General features: G+C 63.5%; 25 protein-coding genes. 18 read left to right on the top strand and 7 right to left on the bottom strand.

What is annotated here, in order from left to right; translation table 11 throughout:
* Both ACRECS_RS23650 and ACRECS_RS23645 read right to left on the bottom strand, forming a co-directional pair.
* On the bottom strand, positions 1–788 hold a 788-nt coding region (locus ACRECS_RS23650; RefSeq protein ID WP_431585417.1), incomplete at its 3' end, for a lyase family protein.
* A gap of 120 nt (positions 789–908) precedes the next feature.
* Positions 909–1,391, bottom strand: a complete 483-nt coding sequence (locus tag ACRECS_RS23645; RefSeq protein WP_034159253.1) for an SspB family protein — start codon at positions 1,389–1,391, stop codon at positions 909–911.
* Between the two features lie 99 nt (positions 1,392–1,490).
* Between ACRECS_RS23645 and hisB the strand changes: the two genes are divergently transcribed.
* The 10 genes from hisB to ACRECS_RS23595 all read left to right on the top strand — a co-directional run bounded on the left by hisB (position 1,491) and on the right by ACRECS_RS23595 (position 8,886).
* The gene (gene hisB, locus ACRECS_RS23640) at positions 1,491–2,078 is read left to right on the top strand and encodes an imidazoleglycerol-phosphate dehydratase HisB (RefSeq protein WP_431585420.1); all 588 of its coding nucleotides are present in this window, start codon (positions 1,491–1,493) and stop codon (positions 2,076–2,078) included.
* Positions 2,079–2,108: 30 nt separating this feature from the next.
* On the top strand, positions 2,109–2,387 hold the full coding sequence (locus ACRECS_RS23635; RefSeq protein WP_431585416.1) for a YciI family protein: 279 nt from the start codon (positions 2,109–2,111) through the stop codon (positions 2,385–2,387).
* On the top strand, positions 2,384–2,989 hold the full coding sequence (gene hisH / locus ACRECS_RS23630; protein ID WP_431585415.1) for an imidazole glycerol phosphate synthase subunit HisH: 606 nt from the start codon (positions 2,384–2,386) through the stop codon (positions 2,987–2,989). Before ACRECS_RS23635 ends, hisH begins: the two co-directional genes overlap by 4 nt.
* Positions 2,986–3,720: a 1-(5-phosphoribosyl)-5-[(5-phosphoribosylamino)methylideneamino]imidazole-4-carboxamide isomerase gene (gene hisA, locus ACRECS_RS23625; RefSeq protein ID WP_431585414.1), complete on the top strand. Its 735-nt coding sequence runs from the start codon at positions 2,986–2,988 to the stop codon at positions 3,718–3,720. Before hisH ends, hisA begins: the two co-directional genes overlap by 4 nt.
* A 4-nt stretch (positions 3,721–3,724) precedes the next feature.
* Positions 3,725–4,495: an imidazole glycerol phosphate synthase subunit HisF gene (gene hisF / locus ACRECS_RS23620; RefSeq protein ID WP_431585413.1), complete on the top strand. Its 771-nt coding sequence runs from the start codon at positions 3,725–3,727 to the stop codon at positions 4,493–4,495.
* Between the two features lie 51 nt (positions 4,496–4,546).
* The gene (locus ACRECS_RS23615; RefSeq protein WP_431585412.1) at positions 4,547–4,726 is read left to right on the top strand and encodes a hypothetical protein; all 180 of its coding nucleotides are present in this window, start codon (positions 4,547–4,549) and stop codon (positions 4,724–4,726) included.
* Between the two features lie 45 nt (positions 4,727–4,771).
* Positions 4,772–5,092 carry a phosphoribosyl-ATP diphosphatase gene (locus tag ACRECS_RS23610; protein WP_431585411.1) on the top strand — a complete coding sequence of 107 codons (321 nt, stop codon included), beginning with the start codon at positions 4,772–4,774 and terminating at the stop codon, positions 5,090–5,092.
* A gap of 13 nt (positions 5,093–5,105) precedes the next feature.
* Positions 5,106–5,495, top strand: a complete 390-nt coding sequence (locus ACRECS_RS23605) for a histidine triad nucleotide-binding protein (protein ID WP_431585410.1) — start codon at positions 5,106–5,108, stop codon at positions 5,493–5,495.
* Between the two features lie 106 nt (positions 5,496–5,601).
* A complete protein-coding gene (locus tag ACRECS_RS23600) occupies positions 5,602–7,173 on the top strand; it encodes an amino acid permease (RefSeq protein WP_431585409.1) in 1,572 nt (523 codons plus the stop codon).
* 189 nt (positions 7,174–7,362) lie between these two features.
* Positions 7,363–8,886 (top strand): amino acid permease, encoded by a 1,524-nt coding sequence (locus ACRECS_RS23595; protein WP_431585408.1) that lies wholly within the window; start codon positions 7,363–7,365, stop codon positions 8,884–8,886.
* A 418-nt stretch (positions 8,887–9,304) separates the two neighbouring features.
* Here ACRECS_RS23595 and ACRECS_RS23590 read toward each other — a convergent pair whose 3' ends face one another.
* A complete protein-coding gene (locus ACRECS_RS23590; protein WP_431585407.1) occupies positions 9,305–10,303 on the bottom strand; it encodes an adenosine kinase in 999 nt (332 codons plus the stop codon).
* Positions 10,304–10,431: 128 nt separating this feature from the next.
* Here ACRECS_RS23590 and ACRECS_RS23585 point away from each other — a divergent pair, with 128 nt between their 5' ends.
* Both ACRECS_RS23585 and ACRECS_RS23580 read left to right on the top strand, forming a co-directional pair.
* Complete coding sequence (locus ACRECS_RS23585) at positions 10,432–11,112, top strand: EI24 domain-containing protein (protein WP_431585406.1); 681 nt, start codon at positions 10,432–10,434, stop codon at positions 11,110–11,112.
* Positions 11,109–11,492 (top strand): hypothetical protein, encoded by a 384-nt coding sequence (locus ACRECS_RS23580; protein WP_431585405.1) that lies wholly within the window; start codon positions 11,109–11,111, stop codon positions 11,490–11,492. Before ACRECS_RS23585 ends, ACRECS_RS23580 begins: the two co-directional genes overlap by 4 nt.
* A gap of 666 nt (positions 11,493–12,158) precedes the next feature.
* On the opposite strand, the gene queG is transcribed toward ACRECS_RS23580, so the two are convergent.
* Positions 12,159–13,247 carry a tRNA epoxyqueuosine(34) reductase QueG gene (gene queG, locus ACRECS_RS23575; protein WP_431585419.1) on the bottom strand — a complete coding sequence of 363 codons (1,089 nt, stop codon included), beginning with the start codon at positions 13,245–13,247 and terminating at the stop codon, positions 12,159–12,161.
* Positions 13,248–13,487: 240 nt separating this feature from the next.
* Between queG and ACRECS_RS23570 the strand changes: the two genes are divergently transcribed.
* The 5 genes from ACRECS_RS23570 to ACRECS_RS23550 all read left to right on the top strand — a co-directional run bounded on the left by ACRECS_RS23570 (position 13,488) and on the right by ACRECS_RS23550 (position 18,337).
* Positions 13,488–14,405, top strand: coding sequence for an ABC transporter ATP-binding protein (locus ACRECS_RS23570; RefSeq protein WP_431585418.1), 918 nt, complete (start codon positions 13,488–13,490; stop codon positions 14,403–14,405).
* On the top strand, positions 14,402–15,652 hold the full coding sequence (locus ACRECS_RS23565; RefSeq protein ID WP_431585404.1) for an ABC transporter permease: 1,251 nt from the start codon (positions 14,402–14,404) through the stop codon (positions 15,650–15,652). The genes ACRECS_RS23570 and ACRECS_RS23565 overlap by 4 nt, the downstream gene beginning before the upstream one ends.
* A gap of 101 nt (positions 15,653–15,753) precedes the next feature.
* Positions 15,754–17,007 (top strand): cytochrome P450, encoded by a 1,254-nt coding sequence (locus tag ACRECS_RS23560; RefSeq protein ID WP_431585403.1) that lies wholly within the window; start codon positions 15,754–15,756, stop codon positions 17,005–17,007.
* Between the two features lie 100 nt (positions 17,008–17,107).
* On the top strand, positions 17,108–17,602 hold the full coding sequence (gene msrB, locus ACRECS_RS23555; protein WP_431585402.1) for a peptide-methionine (R)-S-oxide reductase MsrB: 495 nt from the start codon (positions 17,108–17,110) through the stop codon (positions 17,600–17,602).
* 84 nt (positions 17,603–17,686) lie between these two features.
* Positions 17,687–18,337: an FABP family protein gene (locus ACRECS_RS23550; RefSeq protein ID WP_431585401.1), complete on the top strand. Its 651-nt coding sequence runs from the start codon at positions 17,687–17,689 to the stop codon at positions 18,335–18,337.
* A gap of 66 nt (positions 18,338–18,403) precedes the next feature.
* On the opposite strand, the gene ACRECS_RS23545 is transcribed toward ACRECS_RS23550, so the two are convergent.
* Together ACRECS_RS23545 and ACRECS_RS23540 are read right to left on the bottom strand one after the other, a co-directional pair.
* A complete protein-coding gene (locus ACRECS_RS23545) occupies positions 18,404–18,964 on the bottom strand; it encodes a CHAP domain-containing protein (protein ID WP_431585400.1) in 561 nt (186 codons plus the stop codon).
* Positions 18,965–19,102: 138 nt separating this feature from the next.
* Positions 19,103–21,031 carry a M1 family metallopeptidase gene (locus tag ACRECS_RS23540; protein ID WP_431585399.1) on the bottom strand — a complete coding sequence of 643 codons (1,929 nt, stop codon included), beginning with the start codon at positions 21,029–21,031 and terminating at the stop codon, positions 19,103–19,105.
* Positions 21,032–21,142: 111 nt separating this feature from the next.
* On the opposite strand from ACRECS_RS23540, the gene ACRECS_RS23535 reads away from it, so the two are divergent.
* Positions 21,143–21,598 carry a hypothetical protein gene (locus ACRECS_RS23535; protein ID WP_431585398.1) on the top strand — a complete coding sequence of 152 codons (456 nt, stop codon included), beginning with the start codon at positions 21,143–21,145 and terminating at the stop codon, positions 21,596–21,598.
* Between the two features lie 302 nt (positions 21,599–21,900).
* Here the strand turns inward: ACRECS_RS23535 and ACRECS_RS23530 are convergent, their stop codons facing one another.
* Positions 21,901–22,488 carry a cysteine hydrolase family protein gene (locus tag ACRECS_RS23530; RefSeq protein ID WP_431585397.1) on the bottom strand — a complete coding sequence of 196 codons (588 nt, stop codon included), beginning with the start codon at positions 22,486–22,488 and terminating at the stop codon, positions 21,901–21,903.
* Positions 22,489–22,541 lie beyond the last annotated feature (53 nt).

The following is a 22,541-nucleotide window of genomic DNA, read 5'->3' as shown; positions in this document are numbered from 1 at the left end:
GCGGTGCGGAACGGCAGGCCAGTGATGTTGGCGATTTCCGCGGCGATCTCGACATCGAATCCGGCCGGCGCATTCAGCCCGGTACCAACCGCCGTGCCGCCCTGCGCAAGCACGGTCATGCCGTGCAGCACCGCTGGCTCGATACGGTGACGACAGCGATAAAGCTGATGCACATAACCGGAGAATTCCTGGCCGAGCGTCAGCGGCGTCGCATCCTGCAAATGGGTGCGTCCGATCTTGACGATCCCGGTCCAGTCCTGCGCCTTTGCCTCCAGTGCGTCGTGCAGCCGGCCGAGCGCCGGCAGCAGGTCGCGCGTCGCGGCGATCGCGGCGGCGATATGCAGCGCGGTCGGGAAGCTGTCGTTGGACGACTGGCTCATATTGACATGGTCATTGGGGTGAACCGGCGATTTGCCGCCGCGCGTGCCGGTCAGCACTTCATTGGCGCGGCCCGCGATCACTTCGTTGACGTTCATGTTGGTCTGCGTGCCCGACCCGGTCTGCCAGATGACCAGCGGGAACTGATCGTCAAGCTTGCCGCTCGCCACTTCCGCCGCCGCCGCCTCGATCGCATCGGCAATCCCGGCGTCGAGGCCATGCGCGCGGTTCACCCGCGCCGCCGCCTGCTTCACGATCGCCAGCGCGTGGATGATGCCGATCGGCATGCGCTCCTGCGCGCCGAACGGGAAATTCTCGATCGAGCGCTGCGTCTGCGCGCCCCAATAGGCAGTGGTGGCGACCTTGATCGCGCCGATCGAGTCGGTTTCGGTGCGCGTTTCCTGGGACAAACAAACCTCCGTTCGCCCTGAGCTTGTCGAAGGGCCGTTTTCTAAGACGGAAGTAGGAAAGAACGGTGCTTCGACAACCCCGGATCAGGTCCGGGGCCGAACGGGAAGAAGATATTTCCCTTACTTCTTCCGCTTGAAATCGACCGCGACGACGTTCGATCCGTCCTCGACCGGCACCACGGTCGGGCCGTCATTCTCGGCCTCATCATGCGGATCAGGACCGTCGGGCCCATCCTGCGCCTGGAAGCGCAGTTCGAAATTGACCGATGGATCGTGGAAGCCAGTTACCGCCGCATAGGGGATGACCAGTTTCGAGGCGACCTGGTTGAAGCTCAGCCCGACCGAGAAGCGCTCGTCATCGACCACCAGATCCCAGTAGCGATTCTGCATCACGATGGTCATTTCATCGGGGAATCGCTCAATCAGCCGCTGCGGAATGTCGACGCCGGCGGCGTGCGTCTTGAAGGTGATATAGAAATGATGGTCGCCGGGCAGGCCGCCATTGGCCGCGACCGAGCCGAGCACACGCCCGACCACGGCGCGCAATGCCTCCTGGACGATCTCGTCATAGGGAATCAGGCTGTCGGGCAATCCATCGCTCATGGCCCCTTGGGTAGCGGTGTTTGGCTAAGCGTCAAGATTGTATGCGGGGAAGACGCCGAGATTGCATGAACAGGCTATCGCGCTATGGGGGGCGGCATGATGCGCACCGCCACGATCAGCCGCTCGACCAGCGAAACCAGTATCGACGTCACGGTCAATCTCGACGGCACCGGCGTCTATGCCGTGTCGACCGGGATCGGCTTTTTCGATCACATGCTCGAACAGCTTTCGCGCCACTCGCTGATCGACCTGGACGTGAAGACGATCGGCGACCTGCATATCGACCAGCATCACACGGTCGAGGATACCGGCATCGCGATCGGCGAGGCGGTGGCCAAGGCGCTCGGCGACAAGCGCGGCATCCGGCGTTATGGCGATGCTCTGTCGCCGATGGACGAGACGCTGACCCGCGTCGCGCTCGACATTTCCGGGCGTCCCTATCTCGTGTGGAAGACCGAGTTCAGCCAGAAAAAGCTCGGCGAAATGGACACCGAGATGTTCGAGCACTGGTTCCACAGCTTCGCCCAGGCGGCCGGCATCACGCTGCATGTCGAGACGCTGTACGGGCAGAACAACCACCATATCGCCGAAGCCGCCTTCAAGGGCCTGGCGCGTGCGCTGCGCACCGCGGTCGAGATCGACCCGCGCAAAGCCGATGCGATCCCCAGCACCAAGGGGATATTGTAGGTGATCGCACGGCCCGAAGAGCCATTGTGCATGATCCTGCTGCGCTACGTGGCGCCGCTTGATCAGGTCGATGCGCAGATGGCCGCACATGTGGCGTGGCTCGAAAAAGGCTATGACGCAGGTATCTTCATCGTATCGGGCCGCCGTGCGCCGCGTACCGGCGGCGTCATCCTGTCGCGCGGACATCGGCAGGACGTGGAGGCACTGGTCGCATACGATCCCTTTATCATCTCAGGCGTGGCCGAAGCCGAAGTGATCGAGTTCGGCGCGAACATGGCAGCGGATCGTTTTGCCGCGCTGCTGATATGACCCTCGCGCTGATCGATTATGGCGCGGGCAATCTCCATTCCGTCGCCAATGCACTGAAGGCAGCGGGCGCGGCGGACATCTCCATTACCAGCGACGCGGCCATGGTCGCGAAGGCTGACCGTATCGTGCTGCCCGGGGTCGGCGCGTTCGGCGCCTGCGCGGCGGCACTCCGCGCCGTACCCGACATGGTCGAGGCGCTCGACGCGCGGGTGCGCGGCGCTGCGGTCCCGTTCCTTGGCATCTGCGTCGGCATGCAATTGATGGCCGATACCGGCGAGGAACTCGGCACGCATCAGGGGCTTGGCTGGGTGCGCGGCAGCGTGCGGCAACTGGCGCCCGCCGATCCATCGGCCAAGGTGCCGCATATGGGCTGGAACGATGTTATCCTTGCCCGGCCGCATGCCCTGATCGAGCCCGGTGAAGCCTATTTCCTGCACAGCTATGCGTTCGACGGTGACGACGTCCTGGCCGGCACCGACCATGGCGGTCCGATCACCGCCGCGATCGGCCGCGACAATATGATCGGCGTGCAGTTCCATCCCGAAAAGAGCCAGGCTTACGGCCTCACCTTTCTCGCGCGCTTCCTGGAGTGGCGGCCATGACTCTCATCGTCTTCCCTGCCATCGACCTGAAGGCTGGCCAGGTGGTCCGCCTTGCCGAGGGCGATATGGACCGCGCGACTATCTATGGCGACGATCCCGCCGCCCAGGCGATGATCTTTGCCGGACAGGGCGCACAATATCTCCATGTCGTCGATCTCGACGGCGCCTTTGCCGGTGCTTCGGTCAATGGCGAGGCGGTGGCGTCGATCGTCAGTCAGTTTCCCGGCCATGTGCAACTCGGCGGCGGCATCCGCGACCGCGCCGCGATCGAGAAATGGTTCGATCTCGGTGTGTCGCGCGTGGTGATCGGCACGGCCGCGCTGGAGAATCCCGAGCTGGTGCGTGAAGCCGCCAGGGATTTCCCCGGCGGCATTGTCGTCGCGGTCGATGCGAAGGACGGCATGGTCGCGACGCGCGGCTGGGCGGATGTCTCCACGGTCGAAGTGGTCGATATGGCGCGCCGCTTCGAGGATGCCGGCGTCGCCGCCCTGTTGTTCACCGATGTCGGGCGCGACGGCATGCTGAAGGGCTGCAATGTGCAGGCAACGGTCGATCTGGCGCGCGCGGTGCGTATCCCGGTAATCGCCAGCGGCGGGGTTGCCGGGATCGGTGAGATCCATGTGCTGGCGCTGCACGCGCGCGACGGGGTCGAAGGTGTGATCACCGGACGGGCACTCTATGACGGCCGGCTCGACCTGGCGGCGGCGCTGAGCGTGGCGGCGGCGGCGTGAGGCCATGACCGTCCGTGCCCGCGTGATCCCCTGTCTCGACGTCGCCAATGGCCGCGTGGTCAAGGGCGTGAACTTCGTCGATCTGCGCGACGCCGGCGATCCGGTCGAACAGGCACGTGCCTATGATGCGGCCGGCGCGGACGAGCTCTGCTTCCTCGATATCACCGCCAGCCACGAAGCGCGCGGCACGATCCTCGATGTGGTCAGCCGCACCGCAGAGGTGTGCTTCATGCCGCTGACGGTCGGCGGCGGTGTGCGCACGCCCGACGATGCGCGGGCGCTGCTGCTTGCCGGTGCGGACAAGGTTGCGGTCAATTCCGCCGCCGTCGCGCGTCCGGAACTGGTCGCCGACATGGCCGATCGCTTCGGCAGCCAGTGCGTCGTCGCCTCGGTCGATGCGCGCCGGGTCGAGGGCGGCTGGGAAGTCTTCACGCATGGCGGCCGACGCGCGACCGGCATTGACGCGGTCGTCCATGCGCTCAACCTGGTGCGGCTCGGTGCCGGCGAGTTGCTCGTCACCTCGATGGACCGCGACGGTACGCGCGATGGTTATGACCTCGACCTGATCCGCACCATCGCCGACCAGGTCACGGTCCCGGTGGTCGCGTCGGGCGGCGTCGGCTCGCTCAACGATCTGGTCGCCGGCATTAGGGAAGGCCATGCCAGCGCGGTGCTGGCTGCGTCGATCTTCCATTTCGGCGAAGCCAGCATCGCCGAGGCACACGCCGCGCTTGCCACGGCGGGGGTGCCGGTGCGGCGCCCGGTCAATATCTAGCCGCTGGTGGCAGAGAGGGAGTTTTAACCCCCTGCCCGCTACACTCGCCCCATGCGCTTTCTGCACCTTCTCCTGATCGCCACGCCGGTTTTCGCCGCCCATAGCGGTGTGCCGAAGGTTCGCACCGGCCCCGAACTGTCCGACATCGCCTTGTTCGTGATGGCCGCGATCGGCGTCTTCCTGATCCGCCGCGCGATGCGTGCCCGCTTCGCCAGGAAACAGAAGGATTGAGCTCAGGGCATTGACCTTGAGCCCGCCCTGCGCCAGCCAGCGCGGATGGCCGAAGATTTCCTGACCAGCCTCGAAACCGTGATCCGCGACCGGCGCGGCGCGGATCCGTCGACCTCCTACACCGCCAGCCTGTTCGCAAAGGGTCGAGCGAAAATCGCCCAGAAGGTCGGCGAGGAAGCGGTCGAGACCGTCATCGCAGCGGTGCGCGACGACCGCGCCGAACTGGTCGGCGAAGCGACCGACCTGATGTTCCACCTGCTCGTGCTGCTCGCCGATGCCGGGCTCAGCCTTGATGATGTGCGTGCGGAAATGAAGCGGCGCGAGGGCATGTCCGGGATCGACGAAAAAGCCTCGCGCAAGAGCTAGTTAAGGACTCTCCATGCCGATCGACGCCACCAGGCCTTATGACGACCAGAACATCTTCGCGAAGATCCTGCGCGACGAGATCCCGTCCAGGCGGGTCTATGAGGATGATTATGCGATCGCCTTTCACGACATCAACCCGCAAGCGCCGACGCATATCCTGGTGATCCCGCGCGGTCGCTATGTCTCGTGGGACGATTTCAGCGCCCATGCCTCGGACGCCGAGATTGCCGGGTTCGTGCGCGCGGTCGGCGAAGTCGCGCGCGCAGCAGGACTCGTCGCGCCCGGATACCGGCTACTTGCCAATACCGGGCTCGATTCCGGACAGGAGGTCCCGCACCTCCATGTCCATGTGTTCGCCGGGCACGGTCTGGGGCCGATGCTGGTGCGTCGTACCGGCGACTAAACGCCCGGACGATAAGGGGATTGCGCGTCTCGATTTTGCCTTTAGGTTCCGCGCCATAAATATCGGGCCAATGATGGTCCGCTTTCCCTTGGGGGGACCCATTTCCATGATCTTCGGGCGCATCAAATCAGTCGATGCCATTCTCGCGACGGCGGAGAGAAAATCTCTCCATCGGACGCTTGGCGCATTCCAATTGACCCTGTTCGGCATCGGCTGCGTGATCGGCACGGGCATTTTCGTGCTCACCGCCGCCGGCGCGCAAAAGGCTGGCCCCGGCCTGATGCTCGCCTTCGCCATCGCCGGCGCAATCTGCATCGTCGCCGCACTCTGTTACGCCGAAATCGCCTCGATGATGCCTGTCGCGGGCTCGGCCTATACCTATACCTATTCCGTCATGGGCGAATTGCTCGCCTGGACGGTCGGCTGGGCCCTGATCCTCGAATATGCCGTCGCGGCCAGCGCGGTGGCGGTCGGGTGGTCCGGCTATTTCACCGGCACGATCTTGAACCAGTTTCTGGGCATACATTTACCCGCGGCGCTGTCATCGGCGCCGCTTGCACTTGGCGGCGCGCCGGGCGGCATCATCAATCTGCCCGCCGTCCTGATCTCGTTGCTCATCACCTGGCTGCTGATGATCGGCACCACCGAATCCGCGCGCGTCAACGCCGTACTGGTGCTGATCAAGGTGACCGCACTGACTGCCTTCATCGTCCTGACCCTGCCCAGCGGCGAGTTCAGCACCGCCAATTTCAACCCGTTCCTGCCCGCCGGCCTGTTCGGCGGCTTCGGCTCGGGCGTCGGCGCGGTCGGCGCGGCGGCGACGATCTTCTTCGCCTATGTCGGTTTCGACGCCGTCTCGACCGCGGCCGAGGAAACCAAGAATCCGCAACGCAACGTCCCGATCGGCCTGATTGGCAGTCTGTTGTTCTGCACTATCTTCTACATTCTCGTCGCGGCCGGCGCGGTCGGCACGATCGGCGGCCAGCCGATCATGGGTCCCGGCGGCATCCCCTTCCCGGCCGGTTCGGAGGAACTCGCGCGGCAGTGTGCGATGGCCGAATACTCGCAGATGCTGGTCTGCTCGAACGAAGCGCTGGCGCATGTGCTGCGTGAAATCGGCTTCGGCACCGTCGGCAACCTGCTCGGCATCGCCGCGTTCGTTGCATTGCCCTCTGTCATCCTCATCCTGCTGTTCGGCCAGACGCGCATCTTCTTCGTGATGTCGCGTGACGGGCTGCTGCCGGACGGCCTGTCGAAAATCCACCCGAAGTGGAAGACGCCCTATGTCGTCACCGCGCTGACCGGTGGTGCGGTTGCGTTTGCGGCGGCATTCCTGCCGGTCGGCAAGCTTGCCGATATCGCCAATGCCGGAACGCTCTACGCCTTCATGATGGTCGCGATCGCGGTCATGATGCTGCGCAGGACCGAAGCCGCCCGCGTCCGCAGCTTCAAGACCCCAATGCTCTGGCTGGTGGGCCCGGCAACGATCCTCGGCTGTATATTCCTGTTCTTCAACCTGCCGTTCGAAGCGATGATCGTCCTGCCCGTCTGGGGCGCGATCGGCCTCGTGATCTATTATCTCTATGGCTATCGCAACAGCCATATGGGTCGCGGTATCGAAGAGGTGAACGAAGCCACACTCGGCGACCTCGAGCCAAAGGTGCCGGGCACCGAATGAGCTGATCGATCTGAATATGAAAAAGGGGCCGGGAAGCAATTTCCGTCCCCTTTTTCCTGTCACCGCAACGCCGATCGGCAGCATTTCCGTAGCGGCAAGCAGCGTGATGGATTGCACCGGCCAGCTTTGGCCTTAAACGTCAGTTTTTCGCGATTCAGCAAATCGCAGATTGTTTTAGGGGACCCGTTCATGATCTTCGGGCGTATCAAATCACTCGACGCCATCCTTGCCACCGCCGAGAAGAAATCGCTGACGCGGTCGCTCGGCGCATTTCAGCTGACCATGCTTGGTGTCGGCGCAGTGATCGGCACCGGCATTTTCGTGCTGACGGCAGAGGCCGCGCAAAAGGCCGGGCCCGGCATGATGATCTCTTTCATCATCGCCGGCTTCGTCTGCGCCTTTGCGGCACTTTGCTATTCGGAAATGTCGTCGATGGTGCCGGTTTCCGGCTCCGCTTATACCTATAGCTATGCCGTGATGGGCGAGTTGATCGCCTGGATCGTCGGCTGGGCGCTGATCCTCGAATATGCCATTGCCGCCGGCGCCGTGTCGGTCGGCTGGTCCGGCTATGTCGTCGGGCTCATTGAGCATGCGTCGGGAATCGACATACCGAATATGCTCGTACGCGGTCCCTATGACGGTGGCGTGATCAATCTGCCGGCGATGCTGATCGCCGGGCTCGTCACCTGGCTGCTGGTGATCGGCACGCGGGAAAGCGCGATGGTCAATGCGGTGCTGGTTGCGATCAAGATTACCGCACTCACCTTGTTCATCGTCCTCGCGCTGCCAGTGATGAACATGGAGAATTTCACGCCCTTCGCGCCGCTCGGCTTTGGCGGCATCTCGGCGGCGGCGGCCTCGATCTTCTTCGCCTATGTCGGCTTCGACGCGGTCTCCACTGCGGCCGAGGAAACCAAGAACCCGCAGCGCAACATGCCGATCGGCCTGATCGGTTCGCTGTCGATCTGCACCGTGTTCTACATCCTTGTCGCGACCGGTGTCGTCGGCACGGTCGGCGCTCAGCCGGTGTCCGGCCCGGACGGCCAGGCGCTTGCCACCGGCAGCATCGAGCTCGCCAACCAGTGCGCTGCGATCAAGGACGCCGCGGTCGTCTGCTCGAAGGAAGCGCTGGCCTGGACCATGCGCGAGATCGGCTGGAAGCAGATCGGCAATCTGATCGGCCTCGCCGCCGGTCTGGCGCTGCCTTCGGTCATCCTGATGATGATGTTCGGCCAGACCCGCATCTTCTTCGTGATGAGCCGTGACGGCCTGCTCCCGGCGGTGCTGTCAAAGGTCCATCCGCGGTTCCACACCCCGCACGTCATCACCATCATCACTGGCCTGTTCGTCGCCCTGTTCGCGGCATTCTTCCCGGTCGGCCTGCTCGCCGACATCTCGAACTCGGGCACCTTGTTCGCCTTTGGCGCGGTGTCGATCGCGGTGCTGGTGCTGCGCCGAACCGATCCGGACCGCCGCCGCCCGTTCCGTACTCCGTTCGTCGCGGTGACGGCGCCGCTGGCGATCCTCGGCTGCATCTATCTGTTCTACAATCTCGGTATGCCGACCAAGTTGATGTTCATCGGCTGGGCGGCCGTCGGGCTGGTGGTGTATTTCGGCTATAGCCGGAGCCGCAGCCATGTCGGCCGCGGCGTGGTGGAAGTGCATGAGACCGATAGCGACGTCCCGCCGCAGCCGGTGCCGCCGATCGTCTAGGGCCAATCGTCATTCGGGGAGCCGCGATGCGAGTCGCAATCGACATCGCGGCCCGATTTTCCGCTGTTATCCGGGATAAAAAAACTCACCCCTGTTAAGTTGGATTCAGAACGCGGATTCTCCGTCTGTCTTCAAGAGTTTGAGCCGTTTTCCGCTGTTCCCGATAACAGGGGTGGAACAGCGGGATAACAGGGGTGGACCGACCCCTGTTATTGGCAAAACAGCGGGCGCGGAAACGCTCGATATTGTCCAGTCATGTCAAAGAGCGGGACGGAGCGCCGATCGGCATCCCGTCAGCCGTCACCCTGTCATGACCCGCGCCAGGGTTGAATCGGCACCGCCCTGGTCTTGGAAACCAAAAGGGGTGCCGTCCGGCTGGACGGCACCCCTTTTTGCCCTGGCGTACCGAAAAAGCGTGTCAGCCGAGCTTGCTCGCCGCCAGCGCCTTCATGTCGACCATCGGCCGCGCACCGATATGCGAGATGATCTCCGCCGCACAGATCGCGCCGAGGCGAAGCGACTCCTCGACCGAGCGGCCCTGCGCCTGGCCGGTCAGGAAGCCCGCCGCGAACAGGTCTCCCGCGCCGGTCGTGTCGACCACCTTTTCGATCGGCTCGGCCGGCACCGCGACGGTCTTGCCGCCCGACACGGCGATCGCGCCGTTCTCGCTGCGCGTCACCACCAGCATCGGCACCTGCGCTGCCGCTGCTGAGACTGCCGCGTCGAAATCCTCTGTCTCCATGAGTGCGAGGATTTCCGCTTCATTGGCGAACATGATGTCGATCAGCCCGTCGCTCATCAGCTTGCGGAAATCGCCGCCATGGCGCGAGATGCAGAACACGTCCGACAAAGTGAAGGCGACCTTGCGGCTCGCCTTGCGCGCGACCTCGATCGCGGCGCGCATCGCCTGGCGCGGTTCTTCCGGATCCCACAGATATCCTTCGAGATACAGGATCGCACCGCTCGCGATCAGGTCGCGATCGAGCGCGCTGGCGGGCAGGAACTGGGATGCGCCGAGGAATGTGTTCATCGTCCGCTGCCCATCGGGCGTGACAAAGATCAGGCAGCGCGCCGTCGTGGGTGCTCCATCGCGCGCCACGGTGCCGAACGTCACGCCGGTTGCGCGAATATCATGCGCGAACACTTCGCCGAGCTGGTCGTTGGCAACCTGACCGATGAAACCGCACCGCGCGCCCAGCGCGGCCATGCCGGCGACTGTGTTTGCCGCTGAACCGCCGCTCGCCTCAATCCCCGGGCCCATCTTGGCATAGAGCGCATCGGCGTCCTCCGGCGAGAACATCAGCTGCATCGATCCCTTGGTCATCCCCTCGGCGGTGATGAAGGCGTCGTCGGTCTGTGAAAGCACATCGACGATCGCATTGCCGATCGCGACGACGTCATAGGTTGGGGTGGTCAAATAAAGTCTCCGGAAAAAACGAGCCCGCCCGGGATTTGACCCGAACGGAGAAGCATTCGCCCTAATTTGCCCGCCCCCGCAGCGCAACCGCCGTTGACGTGGGCACGCCGAGGCCGCACCACAGAGTCATGATCCGCGCGTTTTTCCTGTCCGTCGGCCAGCTCGGCGACAAGCGCATCATGCTGGTGTTCCTGAAATCGTTCGCGTTGACCTGCGTGATCCTTGCCGCGATCGGTGCGGGGCTATGGTTCGGCGCATATTCGCTGCTCATCCGGATCGGCGCCAGCGCCGAAGTCACTGATCTCGCCGGCGTTGCCGTGGCGCTCGGCATCATCCTCTCGGCATGGCTGCTGTTTCGCGCCGTCGCGATCGCAGTGATCGGGATCTTCGCCGATGAAGTCGTGCTGGCAGTGGAGGACAGATATTATTCCGCCGCCCTGGCACAGGCGACCGATGTGCCGCTTGGCCGCTCGATCCTCATGGGCCTGCGTTCGGCGGGCCGGGCGATCCTGGTCAATATCGCGCTGTCGCCGGTCTATCTGTTGCTGATCGTCACCGGCATCGGCACGCCGATCCTGTTCTTCGTCGTCAATGGCTGGCTGCTCGGCCGCGATCTCGGCGACATGGTCGCGGCGCGGCATATGCCGGAGGCCGATCTGAAGGCGTGGCGCGATACGACCAGGGTCAGCCGATTTGCGATCGGCCTGATCGTCACCGGCCTGCTCGTCGTGCCGATCGTCGCGCTGTTCGCGCCGGTGCTCGGCGCGGCAATGGCGACGCACTGGTTTCATGGAGGACGTCAAGCGTGAAGCAATTGCTGATAGCGGCCGGGCTCGGCCTTTCGCTGGCCGGTTGCGCGACGACCGGCACGCCCGCCCCGGCGCGGGCCCGCCCGCCGATCGTGCCGATCCCGACCACCAGCAACAATGTTGTCGGGCTGGAGCGGGTAATGGGCCAGAATGCGCGTGGCCTGGTCGCCTTGTTCGGCCGGCCCGGCGCCGACCTGCTTGAAGGCGATGCGCGCAAGCTGCAATTCGCCAGCGGCACCTGCGTACTCGACGCCTATCTCTACCCCAGGGGCAAGGCCGAACCGGTCGTCACCCATGTCGACGCGCGCCAGACCGACGGCAGCCCGGTCGACCGCGCCAGCTGCGTCGCGGCGCTGTCGATGAAGGCGCAGGGGAAGTGAGGTCAATCAGACAGGATAGGCGGCTATGCGGATTTCTGACCCTCTCACGGATGTCTGTTGCCGATAAAAAGGCGTAATAGAAACTCTGCAATCCAATCAAAAATCGATGGAATCTATAATCTGTCGGACTTGGGTTAATTCGACCTTGGTTTCGGGACTCTCGGAATGCAAAGACGTGTACGTCGCCAAAACTATATCGCGACGATTCGACAGAAACCATGCCGCCAACATTTCATCACCGGCGACGGATACGCATCCAATCGATGTAATATTTCCAAATTTCTCTATCGGAGCTTCATATTTTAGCAAATGAGCAGAACAGAACTCAGCGAGAAATCGCCGCAGATCGTCCATGCTAACTTTCGGATCATCGCCATCCTGGTACCTAGCTATGGAAAATTGGATGACGCCGGGCCCCGAAGGGCGAGCCAATGTGGGCAGTATATCCTCAGTTAGTTCTTCAGTTATATCCGTCCACTCTGGCGGCAGATCAAATTGCAGTCCGTAAAAGTGACCGCGCATACCTCTGCCTCTAAGAGAAGCGGACAATTGGTAGAAATCTCAGATTCGCTCAATATCACTTTTGAGCCGAAGGCGGACGGTCGACAATGGCATTGCAACACATGATTGCCTAAAGTCATTCCCAGTGAAAAAGATGGCTATCAGTCAACCCCACTCCGCCAAAACAGCCTCATCGACCTCGGCAGCAACCCGCCCGTCACGCTCAGCCATCCAGCGCGCCTGATCCAGCCGCGACAGCGCCCAGACCGCCGCGCCGCGCACGACCGGGGCCGGATCGTCAAGCAAGCCGGCTACCGCGCCGGCCAGCCCCGCCGACCCGCTATTCCCAGCCGCGACCAGCGCGTTGCGCACCATCCGGTCGCGTCCGATGCGCTTGATCGGCGAGCCTGCGAACACCTGGCGAAACCCTGCATCGTCCAGCCCCATCAGGTCGGCGAGTTCCGGCGCCACCAGCTCCGCGCGGGGCGCGAATGCCATGTTCGCATGCGCTGCCTCGGCGAACTTGTTCCATGGGCACACCGCCAGGCAATCATCGCAGCCATAGATGCGGTTGCCCATCGCCGCGCGGAACTCGGTCGGGATCGGTCCGGCATGCTCGATCGTCAGATAGGAAATGCAGCGCCGCGCATCGAGTCGGTAAGGCGCGGGAAAGGCGTCAGTCGGACACGCCTGCTGGCACGCATCGCATGACCCACAGGTATCGCTGCCGCCGGTATCGGTTGCGAGATCGGCCGTGGTGTAGATCGCGCCGAGGAACAGCCAGCTGCCATGTTCGCGGCTGACCAGATTGGTGTGCTTGCCCTGCCAGCCCAGCCCGGCCGCCTCGGCGAGCGGTTTCTCCATCACCGGCGCGGTATCGACGAACACCTTGACGTCGGCGCCTTTCAGTTCGCCGACCAGCCAGCGTGCCAGCGCTTTGAGGTTGCGCTTCACCACATCATGATAATCGCCGCCCTGCGCATAAATCGAGATCCGCCCGATCTCCCCTTCCCCTGCCAGCGCGAGTGGATCGCTCGCGGGCGCATAACTCATCCCCAGCGCGATCACGCTGCGCACCTCGGGCCACAGCGCCGCCGGGCTTTCGCGGTGATGCGCGCGCGCCTCCATCCAGATCATATCGCCATGCGCGCCTTCCGCGAGCCATTGGCGGAGCCGCTCGGCGGTGCGCGGCGCGGCATCGGCGCGCGCCACGCCGCACGCGGCAAAGCCGAATTCGCCCGCCTTCGCCTTCAGGCGATCGGTAAACTGCCTGCCCGCCTCCGGGTGGTCCTTGAACTGCTTGTCTTCGCGCACCCGCACCCGCTACCACGGTCCGGCAAGGATCGTTACCCTCCTCCGTTCGTGTCCAGCGACGTCGAGATACCGTTTTACGCGGACCGCTCGTTGGGGAGAGTTTAGCCTTCGCTCGATAAGAGTTCTCGACGTCGCCTAAAATCTTGGGCTCGAACCGAACGGAAATGGGGTAGCGTGACGATTGATAAGGGCCTCGCGATCAGCGCCACCGGACTGATCAAGAATTTCGGTGGCCGTCGCGTGGTCGATGGGATCGATATCGCCGTACCACGCGGCGTGATCTACGGCGTGCTTGGCCCGAATGGCGCCGGCAAGACCACGACGCTGCGCATGCTGCTTGGCATCATCGAACCCGATGGCGGCCACCGCACCCTGCTTGGCCATGATCGCCCGCGCGAGGCGAGCGACCAGATCGGCTATCTGCCTGAGGAACGCGGCCTCTACCCTGCCATGAAGGCGAAGGACGCGATTGCCTTTCTCGGCGCACTGCGCGGCCTCGATCTCAAGACCGGGCGCAAGCGTGCCGTGACCATGCTGGAGGCGGCAGGCCTTGGCCATGCGGTCGATACCAAGATCCGTAAATTGTCCAAAGGTATGGCGCAGCTTGTGCAATTGCTCGGCTCGGTCGTGCACCAACCCGAACTGCTGGTGCTCGACGAACCCTTTTCCGGCCTCGACCCGGTCAACCAGGAACGGCTCGAGGCGCTGATCCTGGCCGAGCGCGATCGCGGCGCGACGATCCTCTTTTCGACCCATGTCATGGCCCATGCCGAGCGCCTGTGCGACCGGCTGGCGATCATCGCCGGGGGCAAGCGTCGCTTCGAAGGCACGGTCAACGAGGCACGCGGTACGCTGCCGATGCGTGCGCATTATATCCCGCATCATGACGGCGACGGCATCGCCGCGCTGCTCCCCGCCGACGCCGCACGCGAGAGCGACGGATGGCGCTTCACCGTACCGAAGGAAGGGATTGAAGCCTTGCTGGTAAAACTGATCGACGCGGGCTTCGGCATTTCCGGCCTGTCGATCGAACGTCCCGGCCTGCACGATGCGTTCGTCCGTATCGTCGGCGCCGACGCGCTGGAGCAGGCGGCATGAGCAACCGCCGAGTCGGCAACACCCGCCGCATGATCCGTCAGACCATGACGATCGCCCGGCGCGACTTCATCGCGACGGTGTTCACCCCGACCTTCCTGATCTTCCTCTTCGCTCCCCTGATCATGGGCGCGTTCGGTGCGATCGGCGGCGTGGGTGCCCTGACCGTCACGCAAGGCGGCGAGAACAGATATCGCATCGTCGCAATCGTTGCGCCGGAACAAGGCGCCGTGATGAAGGATCTGGATGGACGGCTGCGCCGTATGTTCCGCGCCAGTGAAAAACCGCCCGAATTGCAGATCGAAACGCCGCAGGCAGACACCGGAGCGCAGGCGCGCGCCTTGTTCGATGCCAAGGATTATGATGCGCAGTCGGTGCTCTATGGTCCGCTCGACAAGCCGGTCATCCTGTACGGCGCCAGAGGCCCCCGCGCCGCTGATTATCTCGCCGAACTGGCCGAGGCGAGCCTGCGCGCCGCGCGTTCCGGCGGCGTCGCGCCGCTCAGCACGCCGACCAGGACCGCAATCTCGCGCGAACGCACCTCGATCGGGGGGCAGAATCAGGCTGCCTTTTTCACCGTGTTCGGTATCTTCTTCCTCACGCTGCTGCTCGCCGGACAGGTCGTGAGCACGATGGCGGAGGAACGCAGCAACAAGGTGATCGAAGTTCTCGCCGCCGCCGTGCCGCTCGAATCCGTTTTCCTTGGCAAGCTGATCGGCATGTTCGGCGTCGCCATCCTGTTCGTCTGCTTCTGGGGGACATTGGTGAGCCAGATCGGCGCGATCACGCCGGCCTGGTTCGCCCAGGGCCTCAAGGAGATCGGGCCGGCGGTCGGCATGCCGATCTATGTCGCCCTGTTCTTCGCCTATTTCACCATGGCGTATATGCTGCTCGGCGCGGTGTTCCTCAGCGTCGGTGCGCAGGCCTCGACGATGCGCGAAATCCAGATGCTGTCGCTGCCGATCACCATCGTGCAGGTCCTAATGTTCGGTCTTGCCGCCACCGCCGCGTCGCAGCCGGGCACGCCGATCGCGACCTTTGCGGAGATATTCCCGCTCTCCTCGCCTTTCGCCATGGCGGCGCGCGCGGCAAATCAGCCGGAAATCTGGCCGCATATCGCGGCATTGCTCTGGCAGACGCTGTGGGTCGCGATCGTCATCACGATCGGCGCCCGCGCCTTTCGCCGCGGCGTACTGCAATCGGGCAGCGGCAAGATGAATTTGAAGGCGATGTTCCGGCGCGGCGGCTGACGAAAAATCGCTTTCGCCCCTCGCTCCATCGCAAAAGGTTGCAAAACGCTATTGACCGATGTGTCAGTTAGAGCTTTCTTCCGGGCAGAGGAGAGTGGATCATGGCGACATTAGCGCAAGACGTCGGGGCGCAGGAAAAACCGCCGCGAGAGATCAACCCGCTCGATGTGAGCCGCCCCGAACTCTATCGCGACGATACCTGGCACGAGCCATTCCGCCAGCTTCGCGCCGAAGCGCCGGTGTACAAGGTCGAACAAAGCGGTTTCGGTACCTTCTGGTCGGTCTCGACCTATAAGCCGATCGTCGAGGTCGAATCGCTCCCCGATATCTATTCCTCAGAAGCCGGCGGCATCACCATCGCCGATTTCATCGAGGAACGCAGCGACGTGCGCATGCCGATGTTCATCGCGATGGACAGGCCCAAGCATACCGGCCAGCGCCGCACCGTCGCCCCCGCCTTCACGCCAAGCGAGATGGTGCGGATGAGCGACAATATTCGCATGCGCACCGGCGAGATTCTCGACACGCTACCCTGGGGCGAGGAATTCGACTGGGTCGACACCGTGTCGATCGAACTGACCACGCAGATGCTGGCGATCCTGTTCGATTTCCCGTGGGAGGACCGGCGCAAGCTGACCTTCTGGTCTGACTGGGCCGGCGATATCGAACTGGTCAAGACCGAGGAACTGCGGCTGCAGCGGCTGCAGTACATGTATGAATGCGGCGGCTATTTCCAGAAGCTGTGGGACCAGAAGGTCGGCAAGGAGCCGACCCCCGACCTGATCTCGATGATGATCCATTCCGATGCGATGCGCGAAATGGACCAGATGGAATTCCTCGGCAATCTGATCCTGCTGATCGTCGGCGGCAACGACACGACGCGCAATTCGATGACCGCCGCTGCCTATGGCCTTGACCTGTTTCCCGACCAGCGCGAAAAGCTGGAGGGCGATCCGTCACTGATCCACAACACGGTTCAGGAAATCATCCGCTGGCAGACGCCGCTGGCGCATATGCGCCGCACCGCGACGCAGGACACGGTGCTGGAAGGGCAGGAGATCAAGCAGGGCGACAAGCTCGCGCTGTGGTATCTCTCGGCCAATCGCGACGAGAGCGTGTTCGAAAATGCCGACAAGATCATCGTCGACCGACCCAATGCGCGGCGTCACCTCGCCTTTGGCCATGGCATCCATCGCTGCGTCGGCGCACGGCTGGCCGAACTGCAGATTGCGACCCTGCTTGAGGAAATGGCCAAGCGCCGCATGCGCGTGAACGTTGTCGGCGAACCCGAACGCGTCGCCGCCTGCTTCGTCCATGGCTATCGCAAGCTCCCGGTCGAGATTTCGAAATATTGACCCCCGTGGCGCCCTCTCCTGCGGGAGGGGGCGACCGGATGCATCTCGAATGGCGGAACGCGCGTAACCATTTCCGCGTTACCGACGAATGAGAAGCATGATGATCCATAATCGACGTGCCTTTCTGACCATCGCTGGCAGCAGTGCTGCCGCCATCGCCCTGTTCGGCTGCCGCGGCGCCACCGCCGGGGCCCCGGAGAGTTTCGAATATCAGCTGACCGATGCGCAGTGGAAAGCGAAGCTTTCGCCCGCCGCCTATCAGACGCTGCGCCACGAAAGCACTGAGCGGCCAGGGTCGAGCCCGCTCAACAATGAACATCGCGCGGGCATCTTTTCCTGTGCCGGCTGCGCGCTGCCGCTCTATTCGTCGAAGACCAAGTTCGACAGCGGCACCGGCTGGCCGAGCTTCTGGCAGCCGCTGGCGAATGCGGTACGCACGCGCAAGGACAGTACCCTCGGTTTCTCCCGCACCGAAGTGCATTGCCGTCGCTGCGGCGGGCATCTCGGCCATGTCTTCGATGACGGCCCGCCACCGACCGGCAAACGCTATTGCATGAACGGCGTGGCGATGGCGTTCACGGCGGGGAAAGCATAGCCTTTCGCATAGATTGCGGTCGGACGCGGCCTCACGATACATATGCCCTGCCGGCGCCGTTGCCGGAGCGCGAGGGGCAACGCCATGGGCATCTTTCCGGCCGACATCTTTACTGAACCGACCGATGTCGACCCCGACACGCTCGCCAATCTCGGCCCGTTGCGGCGGCTTGCCGGAACCTGGCAGGCTGACAAGGGCATCGATCTCAATCCCAAGGCTGACGGACCCGAACGCCGCATCTTTCGCGAGCATATCGTGATGGAGCCGATCGACCCGCAGGCCAATGGCCCGCAGCTCTTCTATGGCCTGCGCTATCACATCCATATCAACACGCCCGAGGAGGATATCACCTTCCATGATCAGGTCGGCTATTGGCTGTGGGAGCCGGCAACCGGCCTGGTGATCCAGACCGTTGCCATTCCCCGTGGTCAGGTCCTGATCGCGTCCGGACAGGCGAAGCCCGATGCTACAACGCTGGAACTGACCGCGACGCGTGGGCAGACCGAGTACGGCATCTGCTCGACCGCTTTCCTCGAATATGCCTTTCGCACCGATGCCTATCGCATCGTGATCAGCTTTGAGGCCGATGGGTCATGGAGCTATGTCACCGACACGACGCTCACCGTGCACGGCCGCCCTGATCCCTTTGCCCACCGCGACCAGAACACATTGCGCAAGATCGCCGAGCCGGAGCCGAACCCGCTGGCGCGGTTGCTCAAGACAAAGCAGGGCTGAGGGAGCCTGCCAATACGCAGCGATTAATATGGTTTCCAGGCGCTCGCTGCCCGGGAAGTATATCGCTCAGAAAGCGACGCGGTCCACCAGCGACAGCACGCCGTTCGTATTGCTCTCGTTCGACGCCATCGTCACCGGAGCCACGGAATCCAGCGTATCGTCCTGCTGTGGGGTGCCATCCGAATAGATGAAGCCATTGGCGACATAAGCGGTCGTACCGAGGCCGCCATTGCCGGCGAACCACACCTTGACCAGGCTCCAGTCGCCGGCTGCCGACACGTCGACCGCGCGGACATTGCGTTCGATCCCGCCGCGGCGCGACCAATTGGCGTGGGTGAGCAGGACTTCACGGTCGCTGACGATGCCCGACACCATCGCGACATGGCCGAGACGCATACGGCCGCTCGAAGCGAAGGACAGGACGGCGCCGACCTTGGGCGCATGGCCACGGGCGTAGCGGCCGGCGGCCTGGCCCCACCAAGTGTTGGCATTGCCATGGATGTTGATGCCGGAAATGGTGCGGGCATAGGGGGCGCACTGCCAGAACTGGGCAGAAGCCGGTGTCGCCGTCAGCAAGGCGCACGATAACACCAGCGCAAAACGCGCTGCCAAAGCCCGAAAATTCATGTGACCCCCTCAGGTCGCGACCATTCGTTGGATTGTCCAAAGCAGGTCGCGGCCGCGGTGGAAACCCCGCGACCGCGACCAATGGAACCTTTTCCGATGAAACGAGTTGACCGCGCGATGACTGCCCGATGAACGGCGTTATTGCGCCGTTTTCCAGCCGAGAATCTTGTCGACCGTGCCCGATGTGACCGGGTGATAGCCCGCCCGCGCCTCACCATAGATTCGTTTTGCCAGCGCCTGACCATGCGCGCCGTCGCCCATCAGCGTGGTGAACAGGGGTGCGACGAACTTGCGCCTCCCCTGCGCAAGCAGGAACTGCTCGGCCGATTTTTCGCCGCGCGCGTAGCGATTCGGCAGGACCAGCTGCAGCCACACGAAGCGGATCTCGCTATTGCCGGTGTCCGACCAGGCAAAGCGATCGTCGAGCGCCTTGATCCGTTCCGCCGGCAGCGTGCGCGGCAATTGCGTGATGAAGCGCATCGTCTCCTGCGTCGTGACATTGCCCGGCACCGCCGCGACCGGCCCGCCGGCGGCGAATGCCTTGGCCGCGGCATCGATCGCCGGGAAGGCATCGGACGTCACATGCACCGCATTGGCCGGGATGCCGGGCTGATAGGCCCATTGGTCAATGCCGATCTTCGCCTCGAGCGCCGTGTCGCCCTTGATCAAATTCTCGCGCAGATCTTTCAGAAACCCTGCCGTGGTCTGCGGTTGAAAGGCATGGCGGTCGAAATAGGCGCGTAGATAGGCGTCCCATTTCGCGCGGCCCACCGCAGCCTCGATCGTGCGCAGGAAGGTCGCGCCCTTGTCATAGGCGATCTGCGTCATGCCATCGTCGGGCGAGCGGTTTGCGGGCAGGTCGAGGCGGAGCTGGGTGTCCTTCGATGCCGGCCCGCCCGCTTCCTTGATCGCGGCCTGCATGTCGCTCCAGGACAGGTCGGCCTCCATCGCGGCGCGTTTCGGGCCATAGATTTTCTCCATGATCCGGTTCTCGAAATAGCTGGTGAAGCCTTCGTTCAGCCAGAAATCGTTCCACGTCGCATTGGTGACGAGATTGCCCGACCAGCTATGCGCCAGTTCATGCGCGATCAGGCTGACCAGGCTGCCGTCGCCGGCGATCGCGGTCGGCGTGGCGAAGGTCAGGCGCGGATTCTCCATCCCCCCGAACGGAAAGCTCGGCGGCAGCACGAGCAAATCGTAGCGGCCCCAGCGATACGGTCCGTACAGGCTCTCCGCGGCATCGACGAATTTCTCCAGCTCGCCGAATTCCTTGGCCGATTTCTCCAGCATCGACGGCTCGGTCCAGATGCCGGTGCGCGGGCCGGTCGCCTGGAAGCGCAGATCGCCGACCGCCAGCGCAATCAGGTACGGCGCGACAGGCTTGTCCATGACATAGCTGAAGCTGCGCATCTTGTTCGGCGCCGCCTCGCCCAGCGCGGATTTCGCTTCGCCGCTCATCACCGCGGTCAGCCCCTCGGGCACGGTGATCTTCGCCTCCCAGGTCTGGCGGATCCCGGGCGAATCCTGGGTCGGGATCCAGCTGCGGTTGAGGATCGCTTCGCCCTGGCTAAACAGATAGGGCAATTTCTTGCCCGCGGTCTGCGCCGGGGTGAGCCATTGCAGCGCATCGGCCTTGGGCGAGGTCGAATAGGCGATCCGGATCTTGCGTGCGGCACCAAGCGTGACGGTCAATGGCGCGCCGTGAATCGGATCGGCCGCACCGAGCGTGAACGGCAGGGGCTTGCCTGCCGCGTCGGTCACCGCGGTGACGGTCAGGTCGCGCGTGTCGAGAATGATCTGTTTCGCGGTCGCCGCCGCCGCGACGTCAAGCGTCGCGTTGCCCGACAAAATGTGCGCGGCGAAATCGGTGGTCAGGTCGATCGCGACATGCGTGACCCGTGCCTCGGCCGGATTGGCATAGCTGTGGATATCCTTCGCATCCGGCGTGAGCAGCACCTGCGACACGGCGGGCGCGTCATCGATCGCCTTTTCCGCGCCGTTCTTCGCGGCGGTGCAGGAGGCAAGGACAGCGGCGAGCGCGATCAGCGAAACGGAGGCGATACGCATGGGAGAGACCTTTGCGAGAATGAATGCCGACCTTGCTAGCCTGCACTGAAGCGGGAATGAAGCCTCCTCACCCTCTCGCCAAGCCATTCCGTGCCGCCTATTATGCGGCGCATGAAATTGCTCGCCTTGGCCCTGTGCCTGCCGCTGATCGCCTGTTCGCAAAGCCGGGGCGTCGGCAACGACACTGGCCTGTTCGGATCCGACAACAGTACAGCGATGGCCCCCGGCGCCCGCGCGGTGCGGATCGGCGAAGGCGGCCCGACCTTCAATGCCTGTGCGACGGTCGGCCGGGTGGTCAATTTGTCGCCCTCGGGTGAAACCACGCTGCCGGTCCGCGCTGCACCCTTCGTCGAAGCGGATGAAGTCACACGGCTCTCCAACAATGCCCGTATCTATGTCTGCACTCGCTCAATCGACCAGCGCTGGCAGGGCGTCGTCGTGCCACCCGCGGATGCACCCGACACCGATTGCGGCGTCCTCGCGCCAGTGGAATCCCCGCGCAGCTATGCCGGCCCGTGCAAGAGCGGCTGGGTCGCCAGCGCCTTTGTCCAGCTGACCGCGGGTTAAGCCGCAACAGCCCCCAGTTTTCGACACTGAGAAAGAGCGCGCCGATATCAGTCCGGCAGGGAAGATATGCCCGATCCGGTGTGATGGTTGAATCGCCGCCGGCGGCAGGGCTGGGGGACGAGTGACGGGAGATATGGGACACCGAATGTCGCATATTTCGAGCGGCCGCTTCGGTGAGAGTTTTTTGAGATATGGGACACCCATAGTCCCGCATCTCCGGCCTCCCTCTACGACGCGTGTGGATATAATATTACTATATATCAGATACTTATACAGAATTCAGGTTAGGCTCACCGCACAGCCTAGCTGACGAGAACCTCCTCCCGCGCCCATTCCTCGGCGGCGACGGTATCGATCTGACGCACGATTCCCCTGGTCAGTGCAGCTGGAATCGTCACCTTTAACCCGCGCTCGACCAACCCCTCGATCGCCCAGCGGACGCAGAAATCGGCCGCGACGCCGATCACCCAGACATGCTGCACGCCGTCACGTTGCAGTTGCGCGAAGAACGCCTCGCGCGGCACCCGCACGTCGCCACTGCCAATCGGCTCGATCTCGATATCGGCTTCCGCCCACATATCGAACACGCCCTTTTCGAGACGGTAGCAGGGGATCGCCGGATCGACCGCCACCGGATCGAGCAGCAGCGCCCAGCCCGGCGTGCCGCGCATGCAGTGCGGCGGAAACTGTTTCGCTTCCTCCGAGCGCGCATAAAAATCGGGCAGATGGGTATCGGCAGTGAACAGCACGCCAGCGGTGTCTTCCGGACGCAACGCACTCAGCCATGCCGTCATCGGCGCAATCAATGTTTCGGCACCCGCCACCGGCAAGGCGCCATCGGTGTGGATGAAGTCGCCCTGCACATCCACCACCACGACAAAGCTTTTCACCACAAATCTCCTTCCGCTGTGGATTGACATATATTCGGAACGAATATAAGTAA

It is taken from the genome of Sphingomonas sp. (assembly GCF_050725575.1).
GTDB lineage: Bacteria > Pseudomonadota > Alphaproteobacteria > Sphingomonadales > Sphingomonadaceae > Sphingomonas.
Note: the sequence above shows the minus strand (reverse complement) of the source record. Positions and strands in the feature narration are given on the sequence as shown.

Coding starts and splice junctions, on each gene's coding strand:
- ACRECS_RS23545 (WP_431585400.1), bottom strand. CDS start 18,964: ATGAATTTTCGGGCTTTGGCAGCGCGTTTTGCGCTGGTGTTATCGTGC.
- ACRECS_RS23645 (WP_034159253.1), bottom strand. CDS start 1,391: ATGAGCGATGGATTGCCCGACAGCCTGATTCCCTATGACGAGATCGTC.
- ACRECS_RS23550 (WP_431585401.1), top strand. CDS start 17,687: ATGGGCATCTTTCCGGCCGACATCTTTACTGAACCGACCGATGTCGAC.
- hisA (WP_431585414.1), top strand. CDS start 2,986: ATGACTCTCATCGTCTTCCCTGCCATCGACCTGAAGGCTGGCCAGGTG.
- ACRECS_RS23595 (WP_431585408.1), top strand. CDS start 7,363: ATGATCTTCGGGCGTATCAAATCACTCGACGCCATCCTTGCCACCGCC.
- ACRECS_RS23615 (WP_431585412.1), top strand. CDS start 4,547: ATGCGCTTTCTGCACCTTCTCCTGATCGCCACGCCGGTTTTCGCCGCC.
- ACRECS_RS23560 (WP_431585403.1), top strand. CDS start 15,754: ATGGCGACATTAGCGCAAGACGTCGGGGCGCAGGAAAAACCGCCGCGA.
- msrB (WP_431585402.1), top strand. CDS start 17,108: ATGATCCATAATCGACGTGCCTTTCTGACCATCGCTGGCAGCAGTGCT.
- ACRECS_RS23565 (WP_431585404.1), top strand. CDS start 14,402: ATGAGCAACCGCCGAGTCGGCAACACCCGCCGCATGATCCGTCAGACC.
- ACRECS_RS23540 (WP_431585399.1), bottom strand. CDS start 21,031: ATGCGTATCGCCTCCGTTTCGCTGATCGCGCTCGCCGCTGTCCTTGCC.
- ACRECS_RS23605 (WP_431585410.1), top strand. CDS start 5,106: ATGCCGATCGACGCCACCAGGCCTTATGACGACCAGAACATCTTCGCG.
- ACRECS_RS23610 (WP_431585411.1), top strand. CDS start 4,772: ATGGCCGAAGATTTCCTGACCAGCCTCGAAACCGTGATCCGCGACCGG.
- hisB (WP_431585420.1), top strand. CDS start 1,491: ATGCGCACCGCCACGATCAGCCGCTCGACCAGCGAAACCAGTATCGAC.
- ACRECS_RS23535 (WP_431585398.1), top strand. CDS start 21,143: ATGAAATTGCTCGCCTTGGCCCTGTGCCTGCCGCTGATCGCCTGTTCG.
- hisF (WP_431585413.1), top strand. CDS start 3,725: ATGACCGTCCGTGCCCGCGTGATCCCCTGTCTCGACGTCGCCAATGGC.
- ACRECS_RS23585 (WP_431585406.1), top strand. CDS start 10,432: ATGATCCGCGCGTTTTTCCTGTCCGTCGGCCAGCTCGGCGACAAGCGC.
- ACRECS_RS23600 (WP_431585409.1), top strand. CDS start 5,602: ATGATCTTCGGGCGCATCAAATCAGTCGATGCCATTCTCGCGACGGCG.
- ACRECS_RS23635 (WP_431585416.1), top strand. CDS start 2,109: ATGATCCTGCTGCGCTACGTGGCGCCGCTTGATCAGGTCGATGCGCAG.
- hisH (WP_431585415.1), top strand. CDS start 2,384: ATGACCCTCGCGCTGATCGATTATGGCGCGGGCAATCTCCATTCCGTC.